Origin of the sequence: Azonexus sp. (assembly GCF_041909095.1) — a bacterium.
In the GTDB taxonomy this organism is placed as follows: Bacteria; Pseudomonadota; Gammaproteobacteria; order Burkholderiales; family Rhodocyclaceae; genus Azonexus.
This window is the reverse complement of record NZ_JAYREB010000001.1, coordinates 1,156,104-1,177,026: the sequence shown is the minus strand read 5'-3', so window position 1 is coordinate 1,177,026 and position 20,923 is coordinate 1,156,104. Positions and strand designations below refer to the sequence as shown.

21 protein-coding genes and 1 riboswitch are annotated in these 20,923 nt (G+C 66.0%); of the genes, 13 read left to right on the top strand and 8 right to left on the bottom strand.

Annotated elements, in window-relative coordinates; translation table 11 throughout:
* Positions 1 to 13 precede the first annotated feature (13 nt).
* Both ACE3OV_RS05625 and ACE3OV_RS05620 read right to left on the bottom strand, forming a co-directional pair.
* Positions 14 to 1,918, bottom strand: coding sequence for a TonB-dependent receptor (locus ACE3OV_RS05625; protein WP_374325869.1), 1,905 nt, complete (start codon positions 1,916 to 1,918; stop codon positions 14 to 16).
* Complete coding sequence (locus ACE3OV_RS05620; protein WP_374325868.1) at positions 1,905 to 4,151, bottom strand: TonB-dependent receptor domain-containing protein; 2,247 nt, start codon at positions 4,149 to 4,151, stop codon at positions 1,905 to 1,907. The genes ACE3OV_RS05625 and ACE3OV_RS05620 overlap by 14 nt, the downstream gene beginning before the upstream one ends.
* Positions 4,152 to 4,293: 142 nt before the next feature.
* Between ACE3OV_RS05620 and ACE3OV_RS05615 the strand changes: the two genes are divergently transcribed.
* The 10 genes from ACE3OV_RS05615 (at position 4,294) to ACE3OV_RS05570 (ending at position 13,646) form a co-directional block, all read left to right on the top strand.
* Positions 4,294 to 4,821 carry an RNA polymerase sigma factor gene (locus tag ACE3OV_RS05615; RefSeq protein ID WP_374325866.1) on the top strand — a complete coding sequence of 176 codons (528 nt, stop codon included), beginning with the start codon at positions 4,294 to 4,296 and terminating at the stop codon, positions 4,819 to 4,821.
* A gap of 37 nt (positions 4,822 to 4,858) precedes the next feature.
* Positions 4,859 to 5,788 carry a FecR domain-containing protein gene (locus ACE3OV_RS05610; RefSeq protein ID WP_374325864.1) on the top strand — a complete coding sequence of 310 codons (930 nt, stop codon included), beginning with the start codon at positions 4,859 to 4,861 and terminating at the stop codon, positions 5,786 to 5,788.
* 48 nt (positions 5,789 to 5,836) lie between these two features.
* Positions 5,837 to 6,021: riboswitch (cobalamin riboswitch) on the top strand.
* Positions 6,022 to 6,060: 39 nt separating this feature from the next.
* Positions 6,061 to 6,786 (top strand): 5,6-dimethylbenzimidazole synthase, encoded by a 726-nt coding sequence (gene bluB / locus ACE3OV_RS05605; RefSeq protein WP_374325862.1) that lies wholly within the window; start codon positions 6,061 to 6,063, stop codon positions 6,784 to 6,786.
* Positions 6,783 to 7,028 carry a hypothetical protein gene (locus ACE3OV_RS05600; RefSeq protein WP_374325860.1) on the top strand — a complete coding sequence of 82 codons (246 nt, stop codon included), beginning with the start codon at positions 6,783 to 6,785 and terminating at the stop codon, positions 7,026 to 7,028. Before bluB ends, ACE3OV_RS05600 begins: the two co-directional genes overlap by 4 nt.
* Positions 7,016 to 7,939, top strand: coding sequence for an adenosylcobinamide-phosphate synthase CbiB (cbiB, locus tag ACE3OV_RS05595; protein WP_374325858.1), 924 nt, complete (start codon positions 7,016 to 7,018; stop codon positions 7,937 to 7,939). Before ACE3OV_RS05600 ends, cbiB begins: the two co-directional genes overlap by 13 nt.
* Positions 7,932 to 8,924 (top strand): threonine-phosphate decarboxylase CobD, encoded by a 993-nt coding sequence (gene cobD / locus ACE3OV_RS05590; RefSeq protein ID WP_374325856.1) that lies wholly within the window; start codon positions 7,932 to 7,934, stop codon positions 8,922 to 8,924. Before cbiB ends, cobD begins: the two co-directional genes overlap by 8 nt.
* The gene (locus ACE3OV_RS05585; protein ID WP_374325854.1) at positions 8,921 to 9,802 is read left to right on the top strand and encodes a cobalamin-binding protein; all 882 of its coding nucleotides are present in this window, start codon (positions 8,921 to 8,923) and stop codon (positions 9,800 to 9,802) included. The genes cobD and ACE3OV_RS05585 overlap by 4 nt, the downstream gene beginning before the upstream one ends.
* A gap of 10 nt (positions 9,803 to 9,812) precedes the next feature.
* On the top strand, positions 9,813 to 10,613 hold the full coding sequence (locus ACE3OV_RS05580) for an ABC transporter substrate-binding protein (protein ID WP_374325853.1): 801 nt from the start codon (positions 9,813 to 9,815) through the stop codon (positions 10,611 to 10,613).
* Positions 10,614 to 10,677: 64 nt separating this feature from the next.
* Positions 10,678 to 11,556, top strand: a complete 879-nt coding sequence (locus tag ACE3OV_RS05575) for an ABC transporter substrate-binding protein (protein WP_374325851.1) — start codon at positions 10,678 to 10,680, stop codon at positions 11,554 to 11,556.
* Positions 11,553 to 13,646, top strand: coding sequence for a diguanylate cyclase domain-containing protein (locus ACE3OV_RS05570; protein WP_374325850.1), 2,094 nt, complete (start codon positions 11,553 to 11,555; stop codon positions 13,644 to 13,646). The genes ACE3OV_RS05575 and ACE3OV_RS05570 overlap by 4 nt, the downstream gene beginning before the upstream one ends.
* Positions 13,647 to 13,656: 10 nt before the next feature.
* On the opposite strand, the gene ACE3OV_RS05565 is transcribed toward ACE3OV_RS05570, so the two are convergent.
* Together ACE3OV_RS05565 and ACE3OV_RS05560 are read right to left on the bottom strand one after the other, a co-directional pair.
* On the bottom strand, positions 13,657 to 15,720 hold the full coding sequence (locus tag ACE3OV_RS05565) for a TonB-dependent receptor plug domain-containing protein (RefSeq protein WP_374325848.1): 2,064 nt from the start codon (positions 15,718 to 15,720) through the stop codon (positions 13,657 to 13,659).
* 13 nt (positions 15,721 to 15,733) lie between these two features.
* A complete protein-coding gene (locus ACE3OV_RS05560) occupies positions 15,734 to 16,321 on the bottom strand; it encodes a PilZ domain-containing protein (RefSeq protein WP_374325847.1) in 588 nt (195 codons plus the stop codon).
* Positions 16,322 to 16,583: 262 nt separating this feature from the next.
* On the opposite strand from ACE3OV_RS05560, the gene ACE3OV_RS05555 reads away from it, so the two are divergent.
* Genes ACE3OV_RS05555 through ACE3OV_RS05545 form a run of 3 tightly spaced genes read left to right on the top strand, consistent with a single transcriptional unit; the run spans position 16,584 to position 19,605 of the window.
* Entirely contained in the window at positions 16,584 to 17,717 is a 1,134-nt protein-coding gene (locus ACE3OV_RS05555; RefSeq protein WP_374326236.1) for a homoserine O-acetyltransferase, read from the top strand.
* Positions 17,714 to 18,325, top strand: coding sequence for a methionine biosynthesis protein MetW (gene metW, locus ACE3OV_RS05550; RefSeq protein WP_374325846.1), 612 nt, complete (start codon positions 17,714 to 17,716; stop codon positions 18,323 to 18,325). Before ACE3OV_RS05555 ends, metW begins: the two co-directional genes overlap by 4 nt.
* 35 nt (positions 18,326 to 18,360) lie before the next feature.
* Positions 18,361 to 19,605, top strand: coding sequence for an AmpG family muropeptide MFS transporter (locus ACE3OV_RS05545; RefSeq protein WP_374325845.1), 1,245 nt, complete (start codon positions 18,361 to 18,363; stop codon positions 19,603 to 19,605).
* Here ACE3OV_RS05545 and ACE3OV_RS05540 read toward each other — a convergent pair.
* Genes ACE3OV_RS05540 through ACE3OV_RS05525 form a run of 4 tightly spaced genes read right to left on the bottom strand, consistent with a single transcriptional unit; the run spans position 19,589 to position 20,898 of the window.
* Entirely contained in the window at positions 19,589 to 19,894 is a 306-nt protein-coding gene (locus ACE3OV_RS05540) for a hypothetical protein (protein WP_374325843.1), read from the bottom strand. The genes ACE3OV_RS05545 and ACE3OV_RS05540 overlap by 17 nt on opposite strands.
* A gap of 2 nt (positions 19,895 to 19,896) precedes the next feature.
* Complete coding sequence (locus tag ACE3OV_RS05535) at positions 19,897 to 20,181, bottom strand: YqjK family protein (RefSeq protein ID WP_374325841.1); 285 nt, start codon at positions 20,179 to 20,181, stop codon at positions 19,897 to 19,899.
* Positions 20,178 to 20,579: a phage holin family protein gene (locus tag ACE3OV_RS05530; protein ID WP_374325838.1), complete on the bottom strand. Its 402-nt coding sequence runs from the start codon at positions 20,577 to 20,579 to the stop codon at positions 20,178 to 20,180. The genes ACE3OV_RS05535 and ACE3OV_RS05530 overlap by 4 nt, the downstream gene beginning before the upstream one ends.
* 4 nt (positions 20,580 to 20,583) lie before the next feature.
* Positions 20,584 to 20,898, bottom strand: a complete 315-nt coding sequence (locus ACE3OV_RS05525; protein WP_374325835.1) for a YqjD family protein — start codon at positions 20,896 to 20,898, stop codon at positions 20,584 to 20,586.
* Positions 20,899 to 20,923 lie beyond the last annotated feature (25 nt).

The window sequence follows — 20,923 nt, the reverse complement described above, 5'->3', positions numbered from 1 at the left end:
AACTCCTTGCCAGTCAGAAACGCAAAATGAATTCGCCGCGCAGGGTGCGCGGCTCGCCATGCCAGAAGAAACCGCTGACGTAGTCGCGGTCGAAGACGTTGTCGAGCGCCAGCGTTGCTTCCCAGCCCTTGGCCCGCCAGCTTGCCGCCAGGTCGAGGACGTCGTAGGCCGCCTTTTTCCAGCGATAGCCCCGGCTGTCGACCACGGTGTTGGCTTCGTCGGTGTAGGCGCTGCCGAGCAAGCGCCATTTGGCGCGGGCGGAAAATCCTGCGGTCGACGCGTAATTCAGCACAAAATTTGCCTTGTGCCGGGGCATCTCCGGCAGGACGTTGCCGACCAGTTGCGGCGCCGACTGGTCGCGGACGATGCGGGTGCGGGTGTAGGTGTAATTGGCGTCGAGCTGCCAATGCCCGGCGAGCGGCTGCGACCAATGCGTTTCCAGCCCGTGCGCTCGCACTTCACCAACGTTCTGCGGCTGCTGCACGACCGGCGAACCGTAATCGAGGATGCGCACGGCTATCTTGTCCTGCCAGCGGGTGGCGAACAGGGTGACGCCGCCGTTGCCACCCGCCGCGCTGCCGAGCAGGGCGAGGTCGGCGGTGGTCGAGCGTTCCGGCTTCAGCGCCGGGTTGGCCAGCGTCACCGAGCCGGCGCTGACAAAACCGTTGTACAACTGCGTCGCCTGTGGCGGCGAGAAGCCGCTGCCCAAACTGCCGCGCAGGCGGGCGGTCGCGCCCAGCGGCCAGGACAGCGCGATCTTCGGGCTGGTCGCCGCCTTGACCACGCCGCCTCCGCGCGTTTCCTGCCCGGGTGGGCCGGCATCGAACACGCGTGACGAGATATAGCGTTGCCAGTCGTGGCGCAGCCCCAATTCCAGGCGGCCGGCGCCGAGCGGCATTTCGCCGGAAGCAAACAGCGCCTCCTTGCGGATCAGCGAATCGGCCTGCGTGCGCGTGACGCGGCTGGCGTAATCGCTGGCGCTGAATTGTTCCGACAGTTCGATCAGGCTGCCGCCCAGCCGTCCCTGCCAGCCGCCGTCCTGCCAGGCCAGCGCCGCCGAGGCCTCGCGCTGGCGGGTATCCTGAGTCAGCCATTGGTCCGCCGCCAGACCGGCGGCGTCGATACCGCTGCCGCGATCACGCACGCCGGCCGTGGCATTGCGGTCTTCACCCAGCGCCGCTTCCAGCGACCAGCGTTCGTTCACCTGCCAGGAAAACTGGCTGCGCACGGTATCGGTTTGCCAGTCGAAGACCCAGTTCGGACGGCCGAAAAACGAATGGTTGTCCGAGTGCTTGAGGTTCAGCGACGCGGCGAAATCGCGCCCGGTCCAGGCCAGCTTGCCGTCCACGGCAGTGCTGCGGCCGTGCTCGTCGGCGACCGTGATCTGGTAGGGAAAAGGCGAGCGCGGCACGGTGCGGAAACCTTGGTCTTCGCGGTTTTCCGCCAGCAGTGACCAGGCCAGTTCACCCCGCTCGCCGCTGCCACCCAGACGGGTGTAGTTGCCGCCCCGGGAATCCACCCCCTGCGTCAGGTTGAGCGCAGGATTCTGCCGACCGCCGGCCCGCCGCGTCGTCACCGCAATCGCCCCGCCCATCGCCTCGGCGCCGAAACGCGCCGACGCCGCGCCGCGCAATACCTCAATGCGCTCCACCTGTTCCGGGCGCAAGGCCGACAACTCGCTGACGGAAGAAACGAAGCCATCGACCACCACGGCAATGCCGCGCACCCCGCGCATGCTGATGACGCTGTTGTTCTCGTCCAGCCCGACCCGCCGCTTGAGCATCTCCAGCAGACTGGCCGGCTTCTCGCGGGCGATGTCGGCGGCGGTGATCAGGGAGACGTCGGTTTCGGCCGCCTCCCCGCCCCAGGCCGGACTGGCCAACAGCAGCAGCAGGACCGCCGTTCTAGAAGCGCACATTCAGCCCGAGCCAGACATTGCGACGATCCATGTATTCGTATTGCTGTTCGCGATAACGCCGGTCGAAGATGTTGTTCACCGCCAGACTCAGTTCCGCACTGCGAAGTGGCCCACTCACGGGCAAGCGCCAGCCGATCTTGGCATCCGCAACGAAATGGCCGGCCTTGCGCGCCTCGTCGGTGTTTCGATCATTGAAGTAGTAGTCATCGACATAACGACCGGAAAGGCGGACGTAGTACTGTTCCGACGGGGAATAAACGACACCTGCGTTAAGCTTGTGCGGTGCAATGCGCTGCACCTGTTTGCCAACGGTCAGGGGATCGCTCGGGTTTTCCTTGATGCGCGAATCCGTATAGGTGTAGTTCAGGTACGGTTGCCAATCGCCAAGCTTGCCCTCGAACGCCAGCTCCAGACCATCAATGGCCACCTTACCGATGTTCTGGAACTGCCACTGCGGTCCGACCCGGATCGACGAAATCTTGTCCTCGTAGTCGGTATGAAACAGTGCCGCCCGTGCCGACCAGTTAAGCTGACGATGCTTGACGCCAAGTTCGTAGGAAATCGAGGTTTCCGGTTTCAGGTCGGGATTGTCCAGCCAGGCACCACCGCCACGAAATTTGAGAAAATTCAAGGCCGGCACATACGCAGTTCCCACTGTCGCATACAGGGAAGTCGGTTCACTCAGCCGATAGCGGAGACCCAGGCGCGGATTGAAAACCTTGTCCTTGGAGTCCTTGCCGGTTGCGACGCCATTCTGGCTATCCCCGGCGAATTCGTAGCGATCCCAACGACCACCGGCGAGGATGGTCAGGTTCTCGGATAGCTGATGCTCATCCTGCACGAAGATGCCGGTCAGCTTGCTCTTGGAAATGCTTTCGCCGCTGCCACCCCAGATTACATCTTCCCAGCGACTGGTGAATTTTCCGACCCCGTATGCGTAACCCAGGGTCAGCAGATTGGCCGCACTCAGGCGCAGGTCAGCCTGCAGGTCGAGGTAGTCATGACTCTCGATCCGGTCATCGACCTCGGCCAGAACCAGGCTGCCGGCATTGCCGTTCACGTATTCGTCATCGAACAACATGTGCGTGCTTTGCCGGGTATGACGAAGCCGCACCTTGAACACTGCGCGCTCCCCCAGTTCGAAGCGATAGCCAAGGTCGTAATTTTCCGAATCGTTGTCAAAACGATAGTTCGGATGCCCGCCCAACCAGGCGGAACTGGCATCGCCCTTGCGCGCCGAGAAAGTGATTTCCTGGTTGGCAGCGGGCCGCAGACCAAGCGTGAGACCAAATTTCTTGTCCCTGCCATCGCGCGACGCCAAATCCCTGGAACCCCATGGATCGGAATCCGGTTGGGCAACATAGCCATCGGTGCGGTAATCGCTCGCGGAAAGACGGAAATCGACCACATCCCAGGCCGCACCAACCGCCGCCGAGAACAGTCTGGCGTCGTGAGACCCCGCCCCGATACTCACCTCGGCCCCGGGAGCACCTCGCCAGCGCTTGGGGACGAAGTTCACCACGCCGCCCACCGCGCTCGGTCCGTAAAGCGCGGAAGCCGGCCCCCGGACGATTTCGACCCTTTCCAGATCCTGCAGGTCGAGCACCTGGATACCCTGATGAATGCCCGCGACCGGCGACTCGATCGGCATCCCGTCGATAAGTATCTGGCTGGTCGACCCACCGAAGGAACCACCGACACCGCGCAGGGTAATCCTCGGCAGGGAGGCAGGCGAACCGTAACCGGCAACATCCACCCCCTCGACATTACGCAACAGGTCCAGCGGACTCTGCACCTGCTGGGTGGCAATGTCCTTGCGTCCGACCACGGTCACGCTGGCCGGTACATCCTCGACCCAGCGCTCGGTCCGTGTCGCCGTGACCACCATTTCCGGCAGCACCTTTTCGCTGTGCCCGGCGCGCACGATGACGTAGCTGCTGTCGCCATCCTTGCGGAACTCCAGCCCGGTGCCGGCGAGCAGGCGGCGCAGGGCTTCTTCCAGGCGCATGTCGCCTTTGACTGCGCTGGCCTGGAGCGTGCCGACGACATCGCTGGCGTGGGCGATCTGCACGCCGGCCTGGCTGGCCAGGGCGCGCAATGCGCTGCCTAGCGGCTGGGCGGCAACGTCGACCGGAACGGCGAAGACGGCGCTGCTCTGGAAGGCCAGGAACAAGGCCGTGGCGATGGTGCTGAGAAGAGGCCGGCGCTCGCCGGCGAAGGCTTTTTGAAACACGTGATTTCCCCCTTGGTTGTCTGGCGATGCGCTCGCCTCTCCCCACCAAGACGGATGAATTTGCCCTCTCCCTACCTCTGCCGGGCCAAACGCGACAATATGCCGCATGGAGTGGGGCGGCATCGCCGATTAGCATGCGGCCATGAATGCCACCACTTGTCCGCCTACCGAGCCGCTGGTACTTGATCTCTATCGCAGGCATTTCGACGAGTTGCGGCATTTTCTCGGGCGCCGGCTCGACTGTCCGGAGGCCGGCCGCGATGCCGCGCAGGAAATCTTCCTGCGCCTGCTGATCAATCCGCCGGCTGTCGACATCCGCAATCCGCGCGCCTTCCTGCTCCGCTCGGCACGCAACTTCCTCATCGACCTCGGCCGCGCCGCCCAGAGCCGGCCGCAACTGGTGGTGGTCGATGAGACGGACCCCGGCCTGGTCGACCCGCTCGCCGACCCCGCCCGCATCGTCATGGCCCGCCAGCAATTGCGCCTGCTCGCGACGGGTATCGAAGCACTGCCGGCCAAATGCCGCGAAGTCTTCTTCCTGCACCGCTTCGACGCCCTGACGCAGGGCGAGATCGCTGCCCGGCTCGGTATTTCCGCCAAGATGGTGGAAAAACACCTGGCCAGCGCCATGCTCCATCTGCGCCGCCTGTGGGCGAAGCATTCGGCCTGAATTGACTGCCCCCGCCCCGCTGCCGACAATGCGGCGCATGTCACCCACCGCCGCCACCTCTACCCCGGAACAGGTGCAGGAAACTGCCGCCCGGTGGTTTGCCCGCCTGCGCGGCGACGCGGTAGCCGCCAGCACGCGCGCGGAATTCGCCGCCTGGCTGGCGGCCGACCCGGCACACGCCGAGGAATACTCGCTGCTGGAACAACTCTGGGATAACGCCGCCCGCCTGCAAACGCGCCCGCGCAAGTCCGGCCGCGCGCTGGCGACGGCTGCCCTGGCCGCGGCGGCACTGTTCCTCGGCTGGTTCAACCTTGCGCCGCCGACCGACACCCTGCTGAGCACCGTCGCCGGTGAACGGCGGCATGTGCAGCTCGACGACGGCAGCGAGCTCGATCTGGCACCGCAGACGCAGGTTAGCGTGCGTTTCGGCAAGGGGCAGCGGCAGCTCGAACTGGCGCAGGGCAGCATCGCCATCAGCGTCGCCGCCGATGCGCAACGGCCGTTCGAGGTCCTGGCGGGCAGCAGCCGGATTCGCGACATCGGCACCCGTTTCACCGTGGACCGCCGCGCCAACGAAGTGCGCGTCGGCGTTGCCGAAGGCATGGTCGAAGTCAGCCCCGGCGACGCGCAACAGACCAGGCAGATACTGCGGGCCGGCGAAGCGCTGACTATCGTCGATGGAGAAATCCGCCCGGTTCTGGCCGTCGACCGCAACAATTTGCTGGCGTGGACCAAGGGCCAGCTGATTTTCGAGGAAGCACCGTTGAGCGAAGTCGTCGCGGCGCTCAACCGCTTCCGCAAGACGCCCATTGTGCTCGGCGACCCGCAGGCCGGCCGCCAACGCATCAGCGGTGTCCTCCTCATCGCTGACGAAGCGACCGCGCCGCTGGCGCTGGCGCGGATTGCAGGGTTGCGCTTCGAGACGCAGGACGGCAGACTCCTCGCCCGCCGCGCCGAAACGCATTGAACGCCCGTTCGGCTTCCCTTGCTTCTGCCCGGCCCCTCGCTTAGCATCCCCGCCTTGAAGTCTCCGGGTGCCTTCCGGCTTTGCCGGCAGGAGAATCGGGAAGGCGGTGCGAATCCGCCACGTGCCCAGCGCTGTAAGGATGACGGGCGATGCACAGGCCACTGCTGCGGCGGGAAGGCGCATCGTGCGGGGGAATCCGAGTCAGAAGACCGGCCGGGAGACGTAACACGGCGCCGTGGACGGGCGCCTTCGCGTTTCCAGAAGGGGAATCCATGGAAAACCAGCTCGCTTTTTCCGACGCCGAACGGGCCGCCGTCTATCGTGCCATCTTCAACCGCCGCGACGTGCGCGGCCAGTTCCTGCCCGACCCGGTCGCCGACGAGCAACTCGCGCGCATCCTGCTGGCGGCGCATCACGCGCCTTCGGTCGGCTTCATGCAGCCATGGAATTTCCTGGTCGTCCGCTCGGCGGACGTGAAGCAGCGGGTACATGACATCTTCCGCGCAGCCAACGCCGAGGCCGAACGAATGTTCCCCGACGAGAAGCGCGAGATCTACAGCAAGCTCAAGCTGCAGGGCATCCTCGACGCACCGATCAACCTGTGCATCACCTGCGACCGCTCGCGCAGCGGCCCGGTGGTGCTCGGCCGCACCCACATGCCGACCATGGACCTCTATTCCAGCGTATGCGCCGTGCAGAACCTGTGGCTGGCCGCCCGCGCCGAGGGACTGGGCGTCGGCTGGGTCAGCATCTTCCACGAGAAGGCGCTGCAGGACGCGCTCGGCATTCCGCAGCACATCGTGCCGATCGCCTACCTGTGCATCGGCCACGTCAGCCATTTCAAGGACCGCCCGGAACTGGAAAGTGCCGGCTGGCTGCCGCGCCTGCCGGTCGAGGAACTGGTCTTCCACGAACAATGGGGGACGCGCGATTTACCGGAAAATGCCGGATTGACCGCCGCCCTGTCGGCGCTCGCCGCGGCGGAGCGTGGCGCATGAATGGCACTTTCCCGGCCGACCGGCGCGCCGCGCTGCTCGCCCTCCCCGGCGTCGGGCCGACGGTGATCCGCCGCCTCGAAGAGGCCGGCTACGCGCCGCTCGCCCGCCTGGCCGGCGAGGAAACCGCCGTCGTCACGCTGCACATCGCCCGCATGATCGGCTCGACCTGCTGGCACAACAGTCCACAAGCGCGCGCGGCGATCGACGCCGCCATCGCCCTGGCCCGCCAATGGCCGAACTGAACCTGCTCGCCGGCCCCTACGCCATGCCGCTGGCAGCGCTCGCCGCGGTGCTGCTCGACCGCCTGTTCGGCGAAGTGCGACGCTTTCACCCGCTGGTCGGCTTCGGCACGCTGGCGGCGGCGATCGAAAGACGGCTGAACCGGCGCACGATTGCCGGCGGTGTCCTCGGCTGGGCGCTGGCGGTGCTGCCCTGGGTGGTGCTGGCGCTGGCCTTGCGGCCATTGGCACCGTTCGCGGTCGACGTGCTGCTGCTCTATTTTTCGCTTGGCGCGCGCAGCCTGTGCGAACACGCCGAAGCGGTCGCCCGGCCGCTGCGCGAAGGGCGCCTCGACGCGGCGCGGCAGCGCGTCGGCTGGATCGTTTCCCGCGATACCGCAGCACTCGACGAGTCCGGCGTCGCCAAGGCCGGCGTCGAGTCGGTGCTGGAGAACGGCAACGACGCGATCTTCGGCGCGCTGTTCTGGTTCGCCCTGCTCGGCGGCCCCGGCGCCCTGCTCTTCCGGCTGGCCAACACGCTCGACGCGATGTGGGGTTACCGCACCGAACGCTACAACCTGTACGGCCGCTGGGCCGCCCGCTGTGACGATGCGCTCAACTGGCTACCGGCCCGGCTGACCGCGCTGACCTACGCCCTGCTCGGCCGCTGGCGCGATGCGCTGGCTTGCTGGCGCGCCCAGGCGCCCGGCTGGGAGAGCCCGAACGCCGGCCCGGTGATGGCCGCTGGCGCCGGCAGCCTCGGCGTGCAATGCGGCGGTGCCGCCATCTACCACGGCCGCGAGGAAATCCGCCCGCCGCTCGGCTGCGGCCCGGCGCCGGTCGCCGCCGACCTCGGCCGGGCGATCACGCTGATCCGGCGCAGCCTGTGGCTGTGGCTGGCCGTCCTTTTCCTGATCGGAGCCCTGCATGCTTGACCATGGCGGCCGCCTGCGCGAAGCCGCGGCCCACTACGACATCCCGCTTGCCGACTGGCTCGACCTGTCCACCGGCATCAACCCGCTGGGCTGGCCGGTGCCGCCGCTGCCGGCGGCGGCCTGGCAGCGCCTGCCGGAAGACAACGACGGCCTCGAAGCCGCCGCGACCGCCTACTACGGCAATAGCAACCTCCTGCCGGTCGCCGGTTCGCAAGCCGCCATCCAGTGGCTGCCGGCGCTGCTGCCGCGCGCCGCGGTGGCCTGCATCGCGCCGCTCTACAACGAACATCCGCAGGCCTGGCAGCGCGCTGGCCACAAGCTGCGCTTCCTGCAGAACGCGACGCTGCCGCGCGCGCTGGCAGCGGCAACGCCCTACGTGCTGCTGTGCAACCCGAACAACCCGACCGCCGACCGCCATCCGCGCGAGCTGGCGATCGACGCCGCGGCGCAGCTGAAAAAGCGCGGCGGCTGGCTGATCGTCGACGAGGCCTTCATCGACGCCACGCCCGAGCACAGCCTGACGCCGCTAGCCGGCACGGCGGAGGCGCCGAACCTGATCGTCTTCCGCTCGCTGGGCAAGTTCTTCGGCCTGGCCGGGCTGCGCGTCGGCTTCCTGTTCGCCGCCCCCGAATTGCTGGCGAAAATGGCCGAGGCAATCGGCCCGTGGAGCATCGCCGGCCCGTCGCGCGCCGCAGCGACGCTGGCACTGTGCGACAGCGCCTGGCAGGCGACGACGCGCCAGCGCCTGCTCGCCGACAGCGAGCGCCTGCGCCAGTTGCTGGCGCCGCTCGGCGAGGTCAAGGCGACGCCGCTGTTCGCGACGCTGAACGCAGCGGCCACCGCCGAACTGCACGAGCACCTGGCGCGCCACGCCATCCTCACCCGCCGCTACGAAGCGAACCCGCTGCTACGCGTCGGCCTGCCGCCCGACGAAATCGGCTGGCAGCGCCTCGAACAAAGCCTCGCCGAATGGAAACCCGCATGAAACGCTGTCTCTTTGCCCTGCTTGCCGCTGCCTGCCTGAGCGGCGCCCACGCCGAAGTCGCCGTGCGCGACGACAGCGGCCGCGACGTCCGCCTGCGCGAGCCAGCGCGACGCATCGTCGCCCTCGCCCCGCACATCGCCGAAACGCTGTTCGCCGCCGGGGCTGGCGACAAACTGGTCGGCACCGTCGATTACAGCGACTATCCGCCAGCAGCCAAGCAGGTGCCGCGCATCGGCGGCTACTCGCGCGTCGACCTGGAAGCTGTCGTTGCCCTCAAGCCCGATCTGGTGCTGGCCTGGGAAAGCGGCAACAACATGGCGCAGGCCGACAAGCTGCGCGCGCTCGGCCTCACCGTCTTCATCGTGCAGCCCAACCGGATCGCCGACGTCGCCGGGCAACTCGAACGCTTCGGCCGCCTCGCCGGCACCTCGACGGTCGCCGACACCGCCGCCCGCCACTTCCGCGAGCGCCTTGCCGCGCTGCAGGCCGGCAACGCCGGCAAGCCAAAAGTCCGCACCTTCTACCAGATCTGGAAGGCGCCACTGATGACAGTCGGTGGCCCGCAGATCATCAGCGACGCGATGCGCATCTGCGGCGGTGAAAACGTTTTCGGCCAGCTCGACCAGATGGCGCCACGGGTCAGTCTGGAAGCGGTGATCGAGGCCGATCCGGAAGCCATCGTCGCCACCGGCATGGGCGACGCCAAGCCGGAATGGCTCGACGACTGGCAACAATGGAAGCAGATGACCGCCGTTCGGCGCGGCAACCTCTTCCACATCAACCCCGACATCATGCAACGCCATACGCCGCGCATTCTCGACGGCACCGAGCAGCTGTGCCGCCACCTCGACACCGCCCGCAGTCGGCGCCCGCACTGAGAACCCGACCATGTCCCGCCTGCCCCAGCGCATCGTCTGCCTGACCACCGAAACCGTCGAAGTCCTTTACGCTCTCGGCGAGCAGGAGCGCATCGTCGGCATCAGCGGTTACACCGTCCGCCCGCCACAGGCGCGCAAGGAAAAACCGAAGGTGTTCGCCTTCACCAGCGGCGACATCGCCAAGATCCTGGCCGTCGAACCCGACCTGGTGCTGACTTTCTCCGACCTGCAGGCCGACATCGCCCGCGACCTGATCAAGGCCGGTATTCCGGTCTACGCCTTGAACATGCGCAGCGTTGACGACATCCTGGCGATGATTGAAACGCTTGGCCGTCTGGTCGCTGCCGAGGATCGCGCGCAGGCGCTGGTCGCCGGACTGGAAGCGCAAATTGCCGCAGCCCGGGCGCATGCCGAGGCCAGCATCGCCCGTCACGGGCGCCGGCCACGCATCTATTTCGAGGAATGGGACGAGCCGCTGATCAGCGGCCTGCGCTGGGTTTCCGAGCTGATCGACATCGCCGGTGGCGAGGACGTCTTTGCCGCACGTGCCCGCTCGCCGCTCGCCGCCGACCGCCGGCCGACGCCGGACGAGGTGATCGCCGCCGCGCCGGAGGTCATCATCGGCTCCTGGTGCGGCAAACACTTCCGCCCCGAACGCGTCGCCGCCCGTCCTGGCTGGGAAGCGATTCCCGCTGTCGCCCACAACCGGCTGCACGAGATCAAGTCGGCGATCATCCTCACGCCGGGGCCGGTCGCAATCAGCGAAGGCCTGCCGCTGCTGCAAAAAATCCTCTGGCCCGAGAGCGACTGACGGTAAACGCTTATTGCCTTGGCATCACGCAAGCCCCTATAGTTATTGCATGTTGCGTTCGGCATTGATTCTCCTGATTTTTTCCCTGCTCGCCCTGACGGCGCGGGCGGGAGAAATCGCCATCGTCCTGACCGACAACAGCGCCCCCTACCAGGAGTTCGCGAGCAGTCTGCAACAACGCCTCAAAGGCAGTAACTGGCAAATCAGCTACACCGATACCGAACCCCGCGCTCCCGAGCGCCAGCCGGTGGCGCTGATCGTCACCGCCGGCAGCGAAGCGCTGCGCAAGACACTGGCCGCTGCGCCGAAAGTGCCGATCCTCGCCACCCTGCTGACCGAACACGCCTATCAGAGCCAGGTCGGCGCCAGTCGCCCGCCGGCCATCTCGGCGATCTACCTCGACCAGCCGGCGCAGCGTCAGGCGCGTCTGCTGCGCCTGCTCTTTCCCGAACTGCAGCGGGTCGGACTGCTGCTCAGCGAGCAGTCGCGCCAGCAGGCCGACAACCTGCGCGCCGCACTGGCCGGCCAGCGCCTGCAGCCGGTCAGCGAATTCGCCAACGGCGAGGAATACATCCTGCAGACGCTGGAGGCGTTGATGCAGCGCAGCGAGGTGCTGCTCGCCCTGCCCGACCCGCTGCTCTACTCGCGCAACACGATCAAGGCCATCCTGATCACCTCGTATCGCCACCGGCGGCCGGTGATCGCCTTCTCACCCGCCATGGTCAAGGCCGGCGCGCTGGCTGCGCTGTACTCGACGCCGCAGCAGATCGGCCGCCAGGCCGCCGACATGCTGATCACGCACGGGGCACGCCTGCCCGCGCCGAGCGGCCCGTCCAAATTCTCGATCGACATCAACCGCAGCGTCGCCGACGCCTTAGGCCTCCGCCTGCCGGAAGAAAGCGATCTGTTCCAGAAACTGCTTGCCAGTGAAGTCACCCCATGAAGAACCTGACCCTGCGCCAACGCCTGCTGGTTCTGACGCTGCTGCCCAGCGCCCTGATCACCACGCTGCTCGTCCTCTACTTCGCCATCTCCGGCATCAGCACCCTGGAAAACCAGCTGCGCGCCAAAGGCCTGGCCACCGTCCGCTACCTCGCACCGATCAGCGAATACGGCATCATCGCCGGCCAGATGGACAGCGTTTATGGCCTGGTTCAGGCCGCCATGCAGGAACCCGGCGTCAAGGCAGCAATCATCGTCAACCCGAAGGGACGCACCCTGGCTGTCAGCGGTCGCGTCTCGCTTTCCGCCGAAACCATCCGCCAGCGCCTGAGCGCCCCGGCCCAGGTCGGCGAAGGCGACACCTGGATCGCCTTCGGCGCCCCGGTCGTGCGCAGCCAGAGCGACAGCGATCCGCTGTTCGACATCGCCGGTCTCGACGAGAATCCGCAGGAAACCATCGGCCATGTCTTCATCGAACTGGACAAGGAAGAGTTGCAGGTCCGCCAGCAGGAACTGGTGCTGCAAGGCTTCATCGCCGTCCTCTGCGGCCTTGGCCTGATGGGCGTGCTCGCCATCGCCATGGCCGACCATCTGGCCCGCCCCTTGCAGCGCCTCGCGGGCGCTGTCCGCAACATGTCGGCCGGTCGTTTCGACACCCGTGTCCATGCCAGCTCAAGCGGCGAACTCAGGGTTCTCGAGGACGGTTTCAACGAGATGGCCAGCCATATCGAGGAAGCCCATCAGTCATTGCAGGCCCGGATCGAGGAAGCCACCGCCCAACTGGTCTTCCAGGCTCGCCACGACGCCCTGACCGGCCTGGTCAACCGGCGTGAGTTCGAACTGCGTCTCGACAAGGCGCTGGCCGCGGTCCACGCCGGCGGTGACGAATTCAGCGTGCTCTACATCGACCTTGATCGTTTCAAGGCGGTCAACGACGCCTGCGGCCACATCGCCGGCGACGAACTGCTGCGCCAGATCGCCCTCCTCTTCCAGGGCCGCCTGCGCGAAGAAGACACGCTGGCCCGCCTGGGTGGCGACGAATTCGGCATCATGCTGGCCAACTGCAGTCTCGCCAAGGCACGCCAGGTGGCACAGGACATCTGCGCACTGTCGGCCGAATACCGCTTTGTCTGGCAGGACAAGATCTTCGCCATCGGCGCCAGCATCGGTCTGGCCCCCGTCACCCGCAACGTGCGCGACGTTCATGAGATCTTCGCCTTGAGTGACGCCGCCTGCCTGCAGGCCAAGGAAAGCGGGCGCAACCGGGTCTGCGAGATGGCGCCTGCCGCCCCGACCGACCGCCGGCGCGACCGCGGCAACTGGGCCAGCCGGCTGGCCAGCGCCCTCTCCGAAGGCCGTCTGATCGTCGAGGCAATTCCCGTCCGCCCGCTGCAGCCCGGCGTGCCGCACGGACCGATGGCCGAGATCAGCGCCCGCCTCAACGAGGCGGGGCAGGCGCCGATCGCCCTGAGCGCACTGATCGACGCCGCCGAGCGTTACGACATGGCAACGGTCTTCGACCATCATTTCCTGGAAACGGCGATCCGCTCGCTGACCAGGGCGCAGGGGCAGCAATTCAAGATGCAGTGCATGGTGCCGCTGTCGCGGGCGGCCATCACCAGCCCGAAAACCGGCGATTTCATCGCCGGCAACCTGAGCGCCGCCGGTATCCGGGGCGAAGGCCTGTGCCTGATGTTCCCGGAAGAAGTTGGCACTCACCACACCAGCCTGCTGATCGAATTCTCGCGACGCATGCGCGAACTCGGCTGCCAGATCGCGCTGACCGAGTTTGGCGGCGGCGTTGCCTCCTTCACCCAGCTGCGCACTCTTCAGCCCGCTTACGTCCGGCTCAGCCAGAGCCTGACCCGGGACATCAGCGACGGGCTCAGCTCGACCGCACTGTTGCGCGCGATCCTCGAAATCACCGCCGAACAGCAGATATTCTCGATTGCCGAGGACGTCGACGACACCCCCGCGCTCGAGCACCTGCGCAAGCTCGGCATCGCCTACGCACTGGGCAAGGCAGTCGGCCCGCGCGAACCTTTCGAGGCCTGGTTCGAAGGCGCCGTCATGCGCGGCATGCGCGCCTGAGCGGCAAAGATCAGAAATCGAGGCGCAAGGTCAGCCAGTGCCGCCGGTCGACGTAACGGCCGTTCGGCTTCGATCCGCTCTTGCGCTGCTCGGCGTGGCTGCCTTCGAGCGACTGCGCGGTATAGGCGAGTTCGCCGCGCTGCCCGGCAAACTTGAAGCTGTACGCAAGGCGAGCATCGGTCCGGCGGTATTTCTCGGCGTCGGTATTGCGGGTCCATTTGATCGCATCGACCCAGTAGCGCATCAGCGAGAAATCGAATCCCGCCGGCAGTTTCTGCATCCACATCAGCGATGAAGAGCGACGCGGCGCGGAACCCTCGGCAAGGCGCTGATAGACCGCGTACTGAGGTTCGGGCAAGCCATCGGGTCCGGTCGCGAACCCATCGTCGTCACTGAAATGACTCCCTGGCGTCGCCTGAATCACCTCTCCGTTGTCCGACAGTCGGCTAGCCAGCCTCAAACGGGCATGATTGATCAACAGGCGCGTCGAATCCAGTGGCTGCCAGCGCCACTGCAACTCGTAACCAGCAATCCTGATTTCCTGAATCGACTGCTCCGACTCCGGTGCATCCTTCGCCGGCCGCACCGCCATCAGCCGATCGCGGACGGTTTCCCGAAAATGCCGGACATCCAGGCTCATCCGCCAGTCACGCCAGTTGCCGAGATAACCGATTTCCCAGCTGTTCAAGCGCTCAGCGGGAAGCCGTAAATTGCCGCTTAATATGGTTTCGCTGCCATCGGCAGCCACATGATTGCCACGATAGGCGAGGATGCTGGCCGTCCGCCAGGCCTGGGTATAGCCCAGACGCAGGGTGTTTTCCGGCGTGACGTGGAAGGCGACGCTGGCGCGCGGCGACAGGTGATTGCCGGCCAGCGTGTCGTACTCGTTCGATGCACCGAGGTTGGCGGTCAGCCAGGTCACGGGCTTCCACTCGCCGTTGGCAAAGGCGCGCCAGACCTGGCGTGCCTCGGCGCCCCGGTCACGCATCAGGGTTTTCGACGCCATCTCGTCATGCCGCCAGCTCGCCCCCCAGACCAGCCGGGTCTGCGTCATCGGCACGAAGTTGTGGGTGGCCTCGATTTCATGCCGGCGTCCCCAGTCGCCGGATTCATTGACCTTAGGGTAGGGAACCACGCCGCAAGTGACCGGGTCGATGAAGTAGGCGTCGCTGCCGCGATCCTCGCTGAAGGTATAACGCAACGAGAAATCGGCGGTTTCGGAAAGCGCCCGCAGCCAGCGCGCCTGCATCCAGCTAGAGGACTCGTCGCGATTGCGCAGGGGATCGCAAGGATCGGAGAGACGGGTCACCTTGTCGAGCGACCCCGAGAGGAAGCGCCCCTCGACCTTGCCCAGTGAAAACTCCAGACTGTCCCGCAGATTGAGCGCATAGTCGAAACGCGCGTCGAAACGCCGGTTGCGGTAGCTGTCCTCCCAATTGTAGATCCCTTTCAGGCCATCGTCGCTGGTCTGCTGGTAGCTGAGGCGGAAATTCCCGGCCTCGCCCAGTTTCCCGCCACCACGCAACGAATAATCGTTGATCCCCTGCGTACCGCGGCTGGCGGAAACGGAAACACCGCGCACCAGCGAGGGATCGATGGTGACGATATTGATCACGCCGAGGAAGGCATTGGTCCCGTAAGAAACGCTGTTGCTGCCGCGCACCACCTCGATGCGCTCGATATCCTCGAGGGCCACGGGAATCAGCGCCCAATTGACGCCACCCCGAAACAACGGCGAATGCAACGACCGACCGTCGATCAGGACCTGAACCCGCGGCGAGAAATCGTTGTGATCCGTGATCCCGTGGTAATTGACCCGGGCTGCGACATCGCTGTGGGCAAAAGTCTGGAAACCCGGCACCAGGCGGAACAGATCGTTGAGGGAACGATAACCGGAAGCACGGATCATGTCCCGGTCGATCACCGTCACCGAAGCCGGCGCATCGGCGAGACGCTGCGGCAGACGGCTGACCGAAGCAACCACCGGCAATTCGGAGAAAAACAGCTCATCGTCGGCCAGCAAGTTGCCAAACGGCAGCATGCAGACCAGGGCAGATAGATAACGCCGCCGCATCGTCCGCCTCGCGTCAGTGCGTTCCCGGTGCGGCGACGGCCTGCGCCCAGGCATCGTCAAAACAGGCGGAACGGCTGGCGATGGCCACGCCATGCCGGTCGGTCGCCACCAGGCAAAGCGCCAGCCCGGCCTGTTCCACCTGGGTCACGCCGCCCACATCGAGCTCGTCCACGCCAACCCGGGTCAGGGCATGCATGAAATCGTTGCGCAGCGCACCGGTGAGCCCGCCGACGATACGCATCACCTTGCGTCCGCCCAGTTCATGGACCGAGAGCACCGAAGCCTTGCCGGAGGCCAGGGCGTCGCGGATCGCATCCTCGATCAGCACCTGGTTGATCAGACCGATCTGGAAACGGGCGCCATACAAGCCGTCGCCGATCCGACTGACGATATTGACCGCGATATCGATCAACGGTGATCCGAACAGTGAAAACTCGCAGCCAACCAGGCGCCCGATTTCGAGCGGTTCCGGGCTGCGCAGCATCAAGCCGGACATCGACAGGTTCTCGACACAACCCTCGCCTGTCCTGCCCCCAAAACCGATCCTGACCCGGGGCGAAACCCCGAACCGGATGCGCTGATGTCGCCGTTGCTCGATCATGCCTGCCCCCATCCTCATCAATCCCCGGGTGGCAATGGTACCAAAGTACCGGAGCCGTGAAGCAATGCCGGCGCCCGAAGATGACAGCATATGCGACGAATGGTGGCGAATTGACATTTCCCGGGGGGCTGGTTATCTTGTTTCCGCCGAAATCATCCGGCAGCGCCGATTTGTACTCTGATTGCGGGCGCTCAAAAATGCAGCTAAAACGGGAACCGCCCAGTTCGCGTTTCGGCCAACTGGGTTTTTTGTTTTCGGGAGCATCATGCCGGGACAGTCCGTCGGCGTCGTCGAGGCGCAACGCATCCATTTCAGCGAACCGCTGCACCTGCGCAGCGGCGGCGTCCTGCCGTCCTACGACCTGGCCGTCGAGACCTACGGCACGCTGAACGCTGACAAATCCAACGCCATCCTGGTCTGCCATGCGCTGTCCGGCCATCACCACGTTGCCGGCCACTACGCGGACCAGCCGCACAACATCGGCTGGTGGGACAACATCGTCGGCCCCGGCCGCCCGCTCGACACCGACCGCTTCTTCGTCGTCGGCTTGAACAATCCTGGCGGCTGCCACGGCTCGACCGGCCCGTCGTCGATCAACCCGGCCACCGGCAAGCCCTGGGGCGCCGATTTCCCGATCGTCGCGGTCAGTGACTGGGTGAATGCCCAGGCACGCCTCGCCGACGTCTTCGGCATCGACCGCTGGGCAGCGGTGATGGGCGGCAGTCTGGGCGGCATGCAGGCGCTGCGCTGGACCATTTCCTACCCGGAACGGGTACGCAACGCGCTGATCATCGCCTCGGCACCGAAACTGACCGCGCAGAACATCGCCTTCAACGACGTCGCCCGGCAGGCCATCCTGACCGACCCCGATTTTCACGGCGGCCATTTCTACGAACACGGCACGCGGCCGGTGCGTGGCCTGCGTCTGGCGCGCATGCTCGGCCACATCACCTATCTGTCCGACGACCAGATGGGCGAGAAATTCGGCCGCGAACTGCGCAACAGCTCATTCTCCTTCGACTACGACGTCGAGTTCGAGGTCGAATCCTACCTGCGCTACCAGGGCGACAAGTTCGCCGGCTACTTCGACGCCAACACCTACCTGTTGATGACCAAGGCGCTCGACTACTTCGACCCGGCCCGCCTCGACGACGGCGACCTGGTCAAGACGATGGCGCGCACGCATCGCGATACCAATTTCTTCGTCGCCTCGTTCACCACCGACTGGCGCTTCTCGCCGGCCCGCTCGCGGGAAATCGTCGCGGCGCTGCTGGCCAACGGGCGCAAGGTTTCCTACGCCGAAATCGACCTCAATTTCGGCCACGACTCCTTCCTGATGGAAGACCCGCAGTACCACGGCCTGGTCGCCGCCTTCCTGGGGAACATCAAGCCATGACCCACACCCTCGGACGCCCTGACTTCGACGTCATCGCCGCCTGGGTCGAACCTGGTCACCGGGTGCTCGACCTTGGCTGCGGCGACGGCGCCCTGCTCAAGCACCTGATCGACACCCGCAACGTGCACGGCTGGGGCGTCGATATCGAAGACGCCAACGTGCTGGCGGCGATGCGCAACGGCATCAACGTGATCCAGAGCAACCTCGAAAACGGCCTGAAGGATTTCGCCGACGACGCCTTCGACCACGTCGTGCTGTCGCGCACCCTGCAGACGGTGCGCCACACCGAAGGCATCCTGCGGGAAATGCTGCGCGTCGGCCGCGAGGCGGTCGTCTCCTTCCCCAACTTCGCCTACTGGCGCAACCTGCGTTCGGTGCTCGACGGCCGCATGCCGGTCTCGGAAGACCTGCCTTACCAGTGGTACGACTCGCCCAACGTGCGCTTCTTCACCTTGCTCGATTTCGAGGCGCTGTGCGAACAGATGGGGCTGATCATCGTCGAGCGCCGCGTGCTCGACGAAGCCGGGGAGATTGTCCAGGCCGAAACGGCCCGCGACCTGAACTTCCTCGGCAGCCTCGCCGTCTACCGCCTGACCCGCCCGCACTGATGCCCGCCTGGCTGGCCGCGTTGTGGAACAGGCGGATGCTGATCTGCATCTTCACCGGTTTCGCCTCTGGCTTGCCGCTCTATCTGCTGCTCAACCTGGTACCGGCCTGGTTGAAGACGGAGGGGCTGTCGCTGCGCACTATCGGCGCCTTCGCGCTGATCCAGTTTCCCTACACCTGGAAGTTCCTCTGGGCGCCGCTGCTCGACCGCTACGGCATCCTGCCCTGGCTCGGCCGGCGTCGTAGCTGGATGTTCGTCTCGCAGCTCGGCCTGATCGCGGCCATCGGCTGGCTCGGCCAGCTCTCGCCGCGTACCGACCTGGCTCTGATCGTCGGCCTGACCGCGCTGCTGGCCTTCCTGTCCGCCACCCAGGACATTGCCCTCGATGCCTTCCGCCGCGAAATCCTGCCCGACACGGAACTCGGCCTGGGCAACGCGATCCACGTCAACGCCTACCGCATCGCCGGCCTGGTCCCCGGCTCGCTGTCGCTGATCCTCGCCGACCATCTGCCGTGGAGCCAGGTCTTCCTGATCACTGCGGCCTTCATGATTCCCGGCCTGCTGATGACACTGGCAGTCGGCGAACCGCGCGCCGCCTCCGGTACGCCGCGCACCCTGCGCGATGCCGTGGTCGAGCCCTTCCGCGAGTTCTTCGGCCGCCACGGCGTGCAATCGGCGCTGCTGGTGCTTGCCTTCCTGTTCTTCTATAAACTCGGCGACTCGCTGTGCACGGCGCTGGCCACCCCCTTCTATCTGGACATGGGCTACAGCAAGACCGAGATCGGCATCATCGCCAAGAATGCCGGCCTCTGGCCGATGGTCGCCGGCGGCATCCTGGGCGGCATCTGGATGGTCAAGCTGGGCATCAACCGCGCTCTATGGCTGTTCGGCGTCGTCCAGATCGTCACCATCCTCGGTTTCGTCTGGATGGCCTGGATCGGCCCCGGCGAATCGACTCCGGCCCGCCTGGCGACGCTGGCCATCGTCATCGCCGGCGAAGCGATCGGCGCTGGTCTGGGCACCACGGCTTTTGTCGCCTTCATGGCTAGAACCACCCACCCGGCCTACACGGCCACCCAACTGGCCTTGTTCACCAGCCTGATGGCCGTGCCGCGCACCTTCATCAACGCCAGCGCCGGCTGGCTGGTCGAGGCGCTGGGCTGGAACAGCTTCTTCTGGCTCTGTTTCCTGTTTGCCTTCCCCGGCATGCTCCTGCTGCTGCGCGTCGCGCCCTGGAACGAATCGCCAGCCGCCAACGCGGCGGCTAATCCCGCCGGTTGATCCGGCGCCGATCCAGCCACCAGGCGTAGATCGGCAGCAGAATGATCGATCCCGGCAGCAGCAGGCCGATCAGGTAGGGGGAAAGATGCGCCAGACGGCGCAGATGGTCGATCAGGATACGACGTTCGTCGGCGGTCCACGCCTCGCCGTTACGCGCCTTCATCAACAAGGGCATCAGACCACGGGTCGCCATCAATTCGATGATCACGCGCCGGGCTTCGCGCCGTTGCGAGGACAGCAACTGCCGGAACCAGCCGGGGCTGGCCCCTTCTTCGACCCGTTCTGCCACGGTCAGTGCAGCAGACTGCGCAGCTTCTGCCAGCCCCGCCAGACGAAAACGCCGCGCGCCGCCCAGCGCCAGGCGCGGCGCGGGCGCAAGGCAACGACTGCGGCAACGGCGGCAAACACCGCGCCCGGATGCAGCTTGAGCCAGTCGATGCCGCGCAGGGCGGCATCGCCCCCGGCAAACAGGGGAGACAAGCCGCGCGCATGGCGGGCCAGGGCTTCCCGCTGGCCGGCGATACGGACGCCGAGCGCGCCCCGGCGGGCGGCCAGTTCGAGCCGCTTCTCGTTCATTCCCGGCGCTGACCGCGCAATTGCGCAAGGTCGGTATCGAGTTCGGCGAGACTGCTGCGGAACAACTGGCTGGGCGCCCTGACCTGGCGGCGCAGGGCGAGAATCAGCAGGGCGGCACCGGCAAGGAAGAGCACTGCAAAGGCAGCGAAGACCAGAACACGCTGTTCCCAAAAGGCCAGAGCGAGACTGAATACCGCCATGATCACGGCCAGCGTGAGCAGGAAGGCGGCGCCAATGGCTTTCGACCACAGCGCGATCAGCCGGTATTTCTCCTCCTCGATTTCAAGGACGAGCAACTCGGCCCGCGTCCGCCCGATTGCAAGCAGCGTCGCAGTGCTGTTCTTCAGTGCGGCGAAAAGGCCTTCCCGGCCGTCTTCGCCACCTTCGGATCCGGTCATCCGCTCAGCGACGGCCGATCAGCACGCCCAGCGCCAGACCGAGCGCAGCAGCAACGCCGACGGCCTTCCACGGCTGGTCATGCACGAAGTCGTCGGTGGCACGAGCCGCAGCCTTGGTCTTGTCGACCAGGGCCTGTTCGAGATCGAGCATGCGGTCCTTGGCGTCACGCAGGCGGACACCCAGGCGTTCGCGCAATTCCCCGACCTTCTCGCCGGCCATGCCGGTCGTCGCACGCAGCAGTTCTTCGGTATCGGCGATCACGACTTTCAGGTCCGAAACCAGTTTTTCCTTGTTCGCGGCGGTCATTTGTTCAGACATTCGAAACCTCGTCTTGGAGCGGTTG

Excerpts from the sequence above, each read along its gene's own strand:
- ACE3OV_RS05625 (WP_374325869.1), bottom strand. The coding sequence starts at position 1,918 with ATGTGCGCTTCTAGAACGGCGGTCCTGCTGCTGCTGTTGGCCAGTCCG.
- ACE3OV_RS05615 (WP_374325866.1), top strand. The coding sequence starts at position 4,294 with ATGAATGCCACCACTTGTCCGCCTACCGAGCCGCTGGTACTTGATCTC.
- ACE3OV_RS05610 (WP_374325864.1), top strand. The coding sequence starts at position 4,859 with ATGTCACCCACCGCCGCCACCTCTACCCCGGAACAGGTGCAGGAAACT.
- bluB (WP_374325862.1), top strand. The coding sequence starts at position 6,061 with ATGGAAAACCAGCTCGCTTTTTCCGACGCCGAACGGGCCGCCGTCTAT.
- ACE3OV_RS05600 (WP_374325860.1), top strand. The coding sequence starts at position 6,783 with ATGAATGGCACTTTCCCGGCCGACCGGCGCGCCGCGCTGCTCGCCCTC.
- cbiB (WP_374325858.1), top strand. The coding sequence starts at position 7,016 with ATGGCCGAACTGAACCTGCTCGCCGGCCCCTACGCCATGCCGCTGGCA.
- cobD (WP_374325856.1), top strand. The coding sequence starts at position 7,932 with ATGCTTGACCATGGCGGCCGCCTGCGCGAAGCCGCGGCCCACTACGAC.
- ACE3OV_RS05585 (WP_374325854.1), top strand. The coding sequence starts at position 8,921 with ATGAAACGCTGTCTCTTTGCCCTGCTTGCCGCTGCCTGCCTGAGCGGC.
- ACE3OV_RS05580 (WP_374325853.1), top strand. The coding sequence starts at position 9,813 with ATGTCCCGCCTGCCCCAGCGCATCGTCTGCCTGACCACCGAAACCGTC.
- ACE3OV_RS05570 (WP_374325850.1), top strand. The coding sequence starts at position 11,553 with ATGAAGAACCTGACCCTGCGCCAACGCCTGCTGGTTCTGACGCTGCTG.
- ACE3OV_RS05565 (WP_374325848.1), bottom strand. The coding sequence starts at position 15,720 with ATGCGGCGGCGTTATCTATCTGCCCTGGTCTGCATGCTGCCGTTTGGC.
- ACE3OV_RS05560 (WP_374325847.1), bottom strand. The coding sequence starts at position 16,321 with ATGATCGAGCAACGGCGACATCAGCGCATCCGGTTCGGGGTTTCGCCC.
- metW (WP_374325846.1), top strand. The coding sequence starts at position 17,714 with ATGACCCACACCCTCGGACGCCCTGACTTCGACGTCATCGCCGCCTGG.
- ACE3OV_RS05545 (WP_374325845.1), top strand. The coding sequence starts at position 18,361 with ATGCTGATCTGCATCTTCACCGGTTTCGCCTCTGGCTTGCCGCTCTAT.
- ACE3OV_RS05535 (WP_374325841.1), bottom strand. The coding sequence starts at position 20,181 with ATGAACGAGAAGCGGCTCGAACTGGCCGCCCGCCGGGGCGCGCTCGGC.
- ACE3OV_RS05530 (WP_374325838.1), bottom strand. The coding sequence starts at position 20,579 with ATGACCGGATCCGAAGGTGGCGAAGACGGCCGGGAAGGCCTTTTCGCC.
- ACE3OV_RS05525 (WP_374325835.1), bottom strand. The coding sequence starts at position 20,898 with ATGTCTGAACAAATGACCGCCGCGAACAAGGAAAAACTGGTTTCGGAC.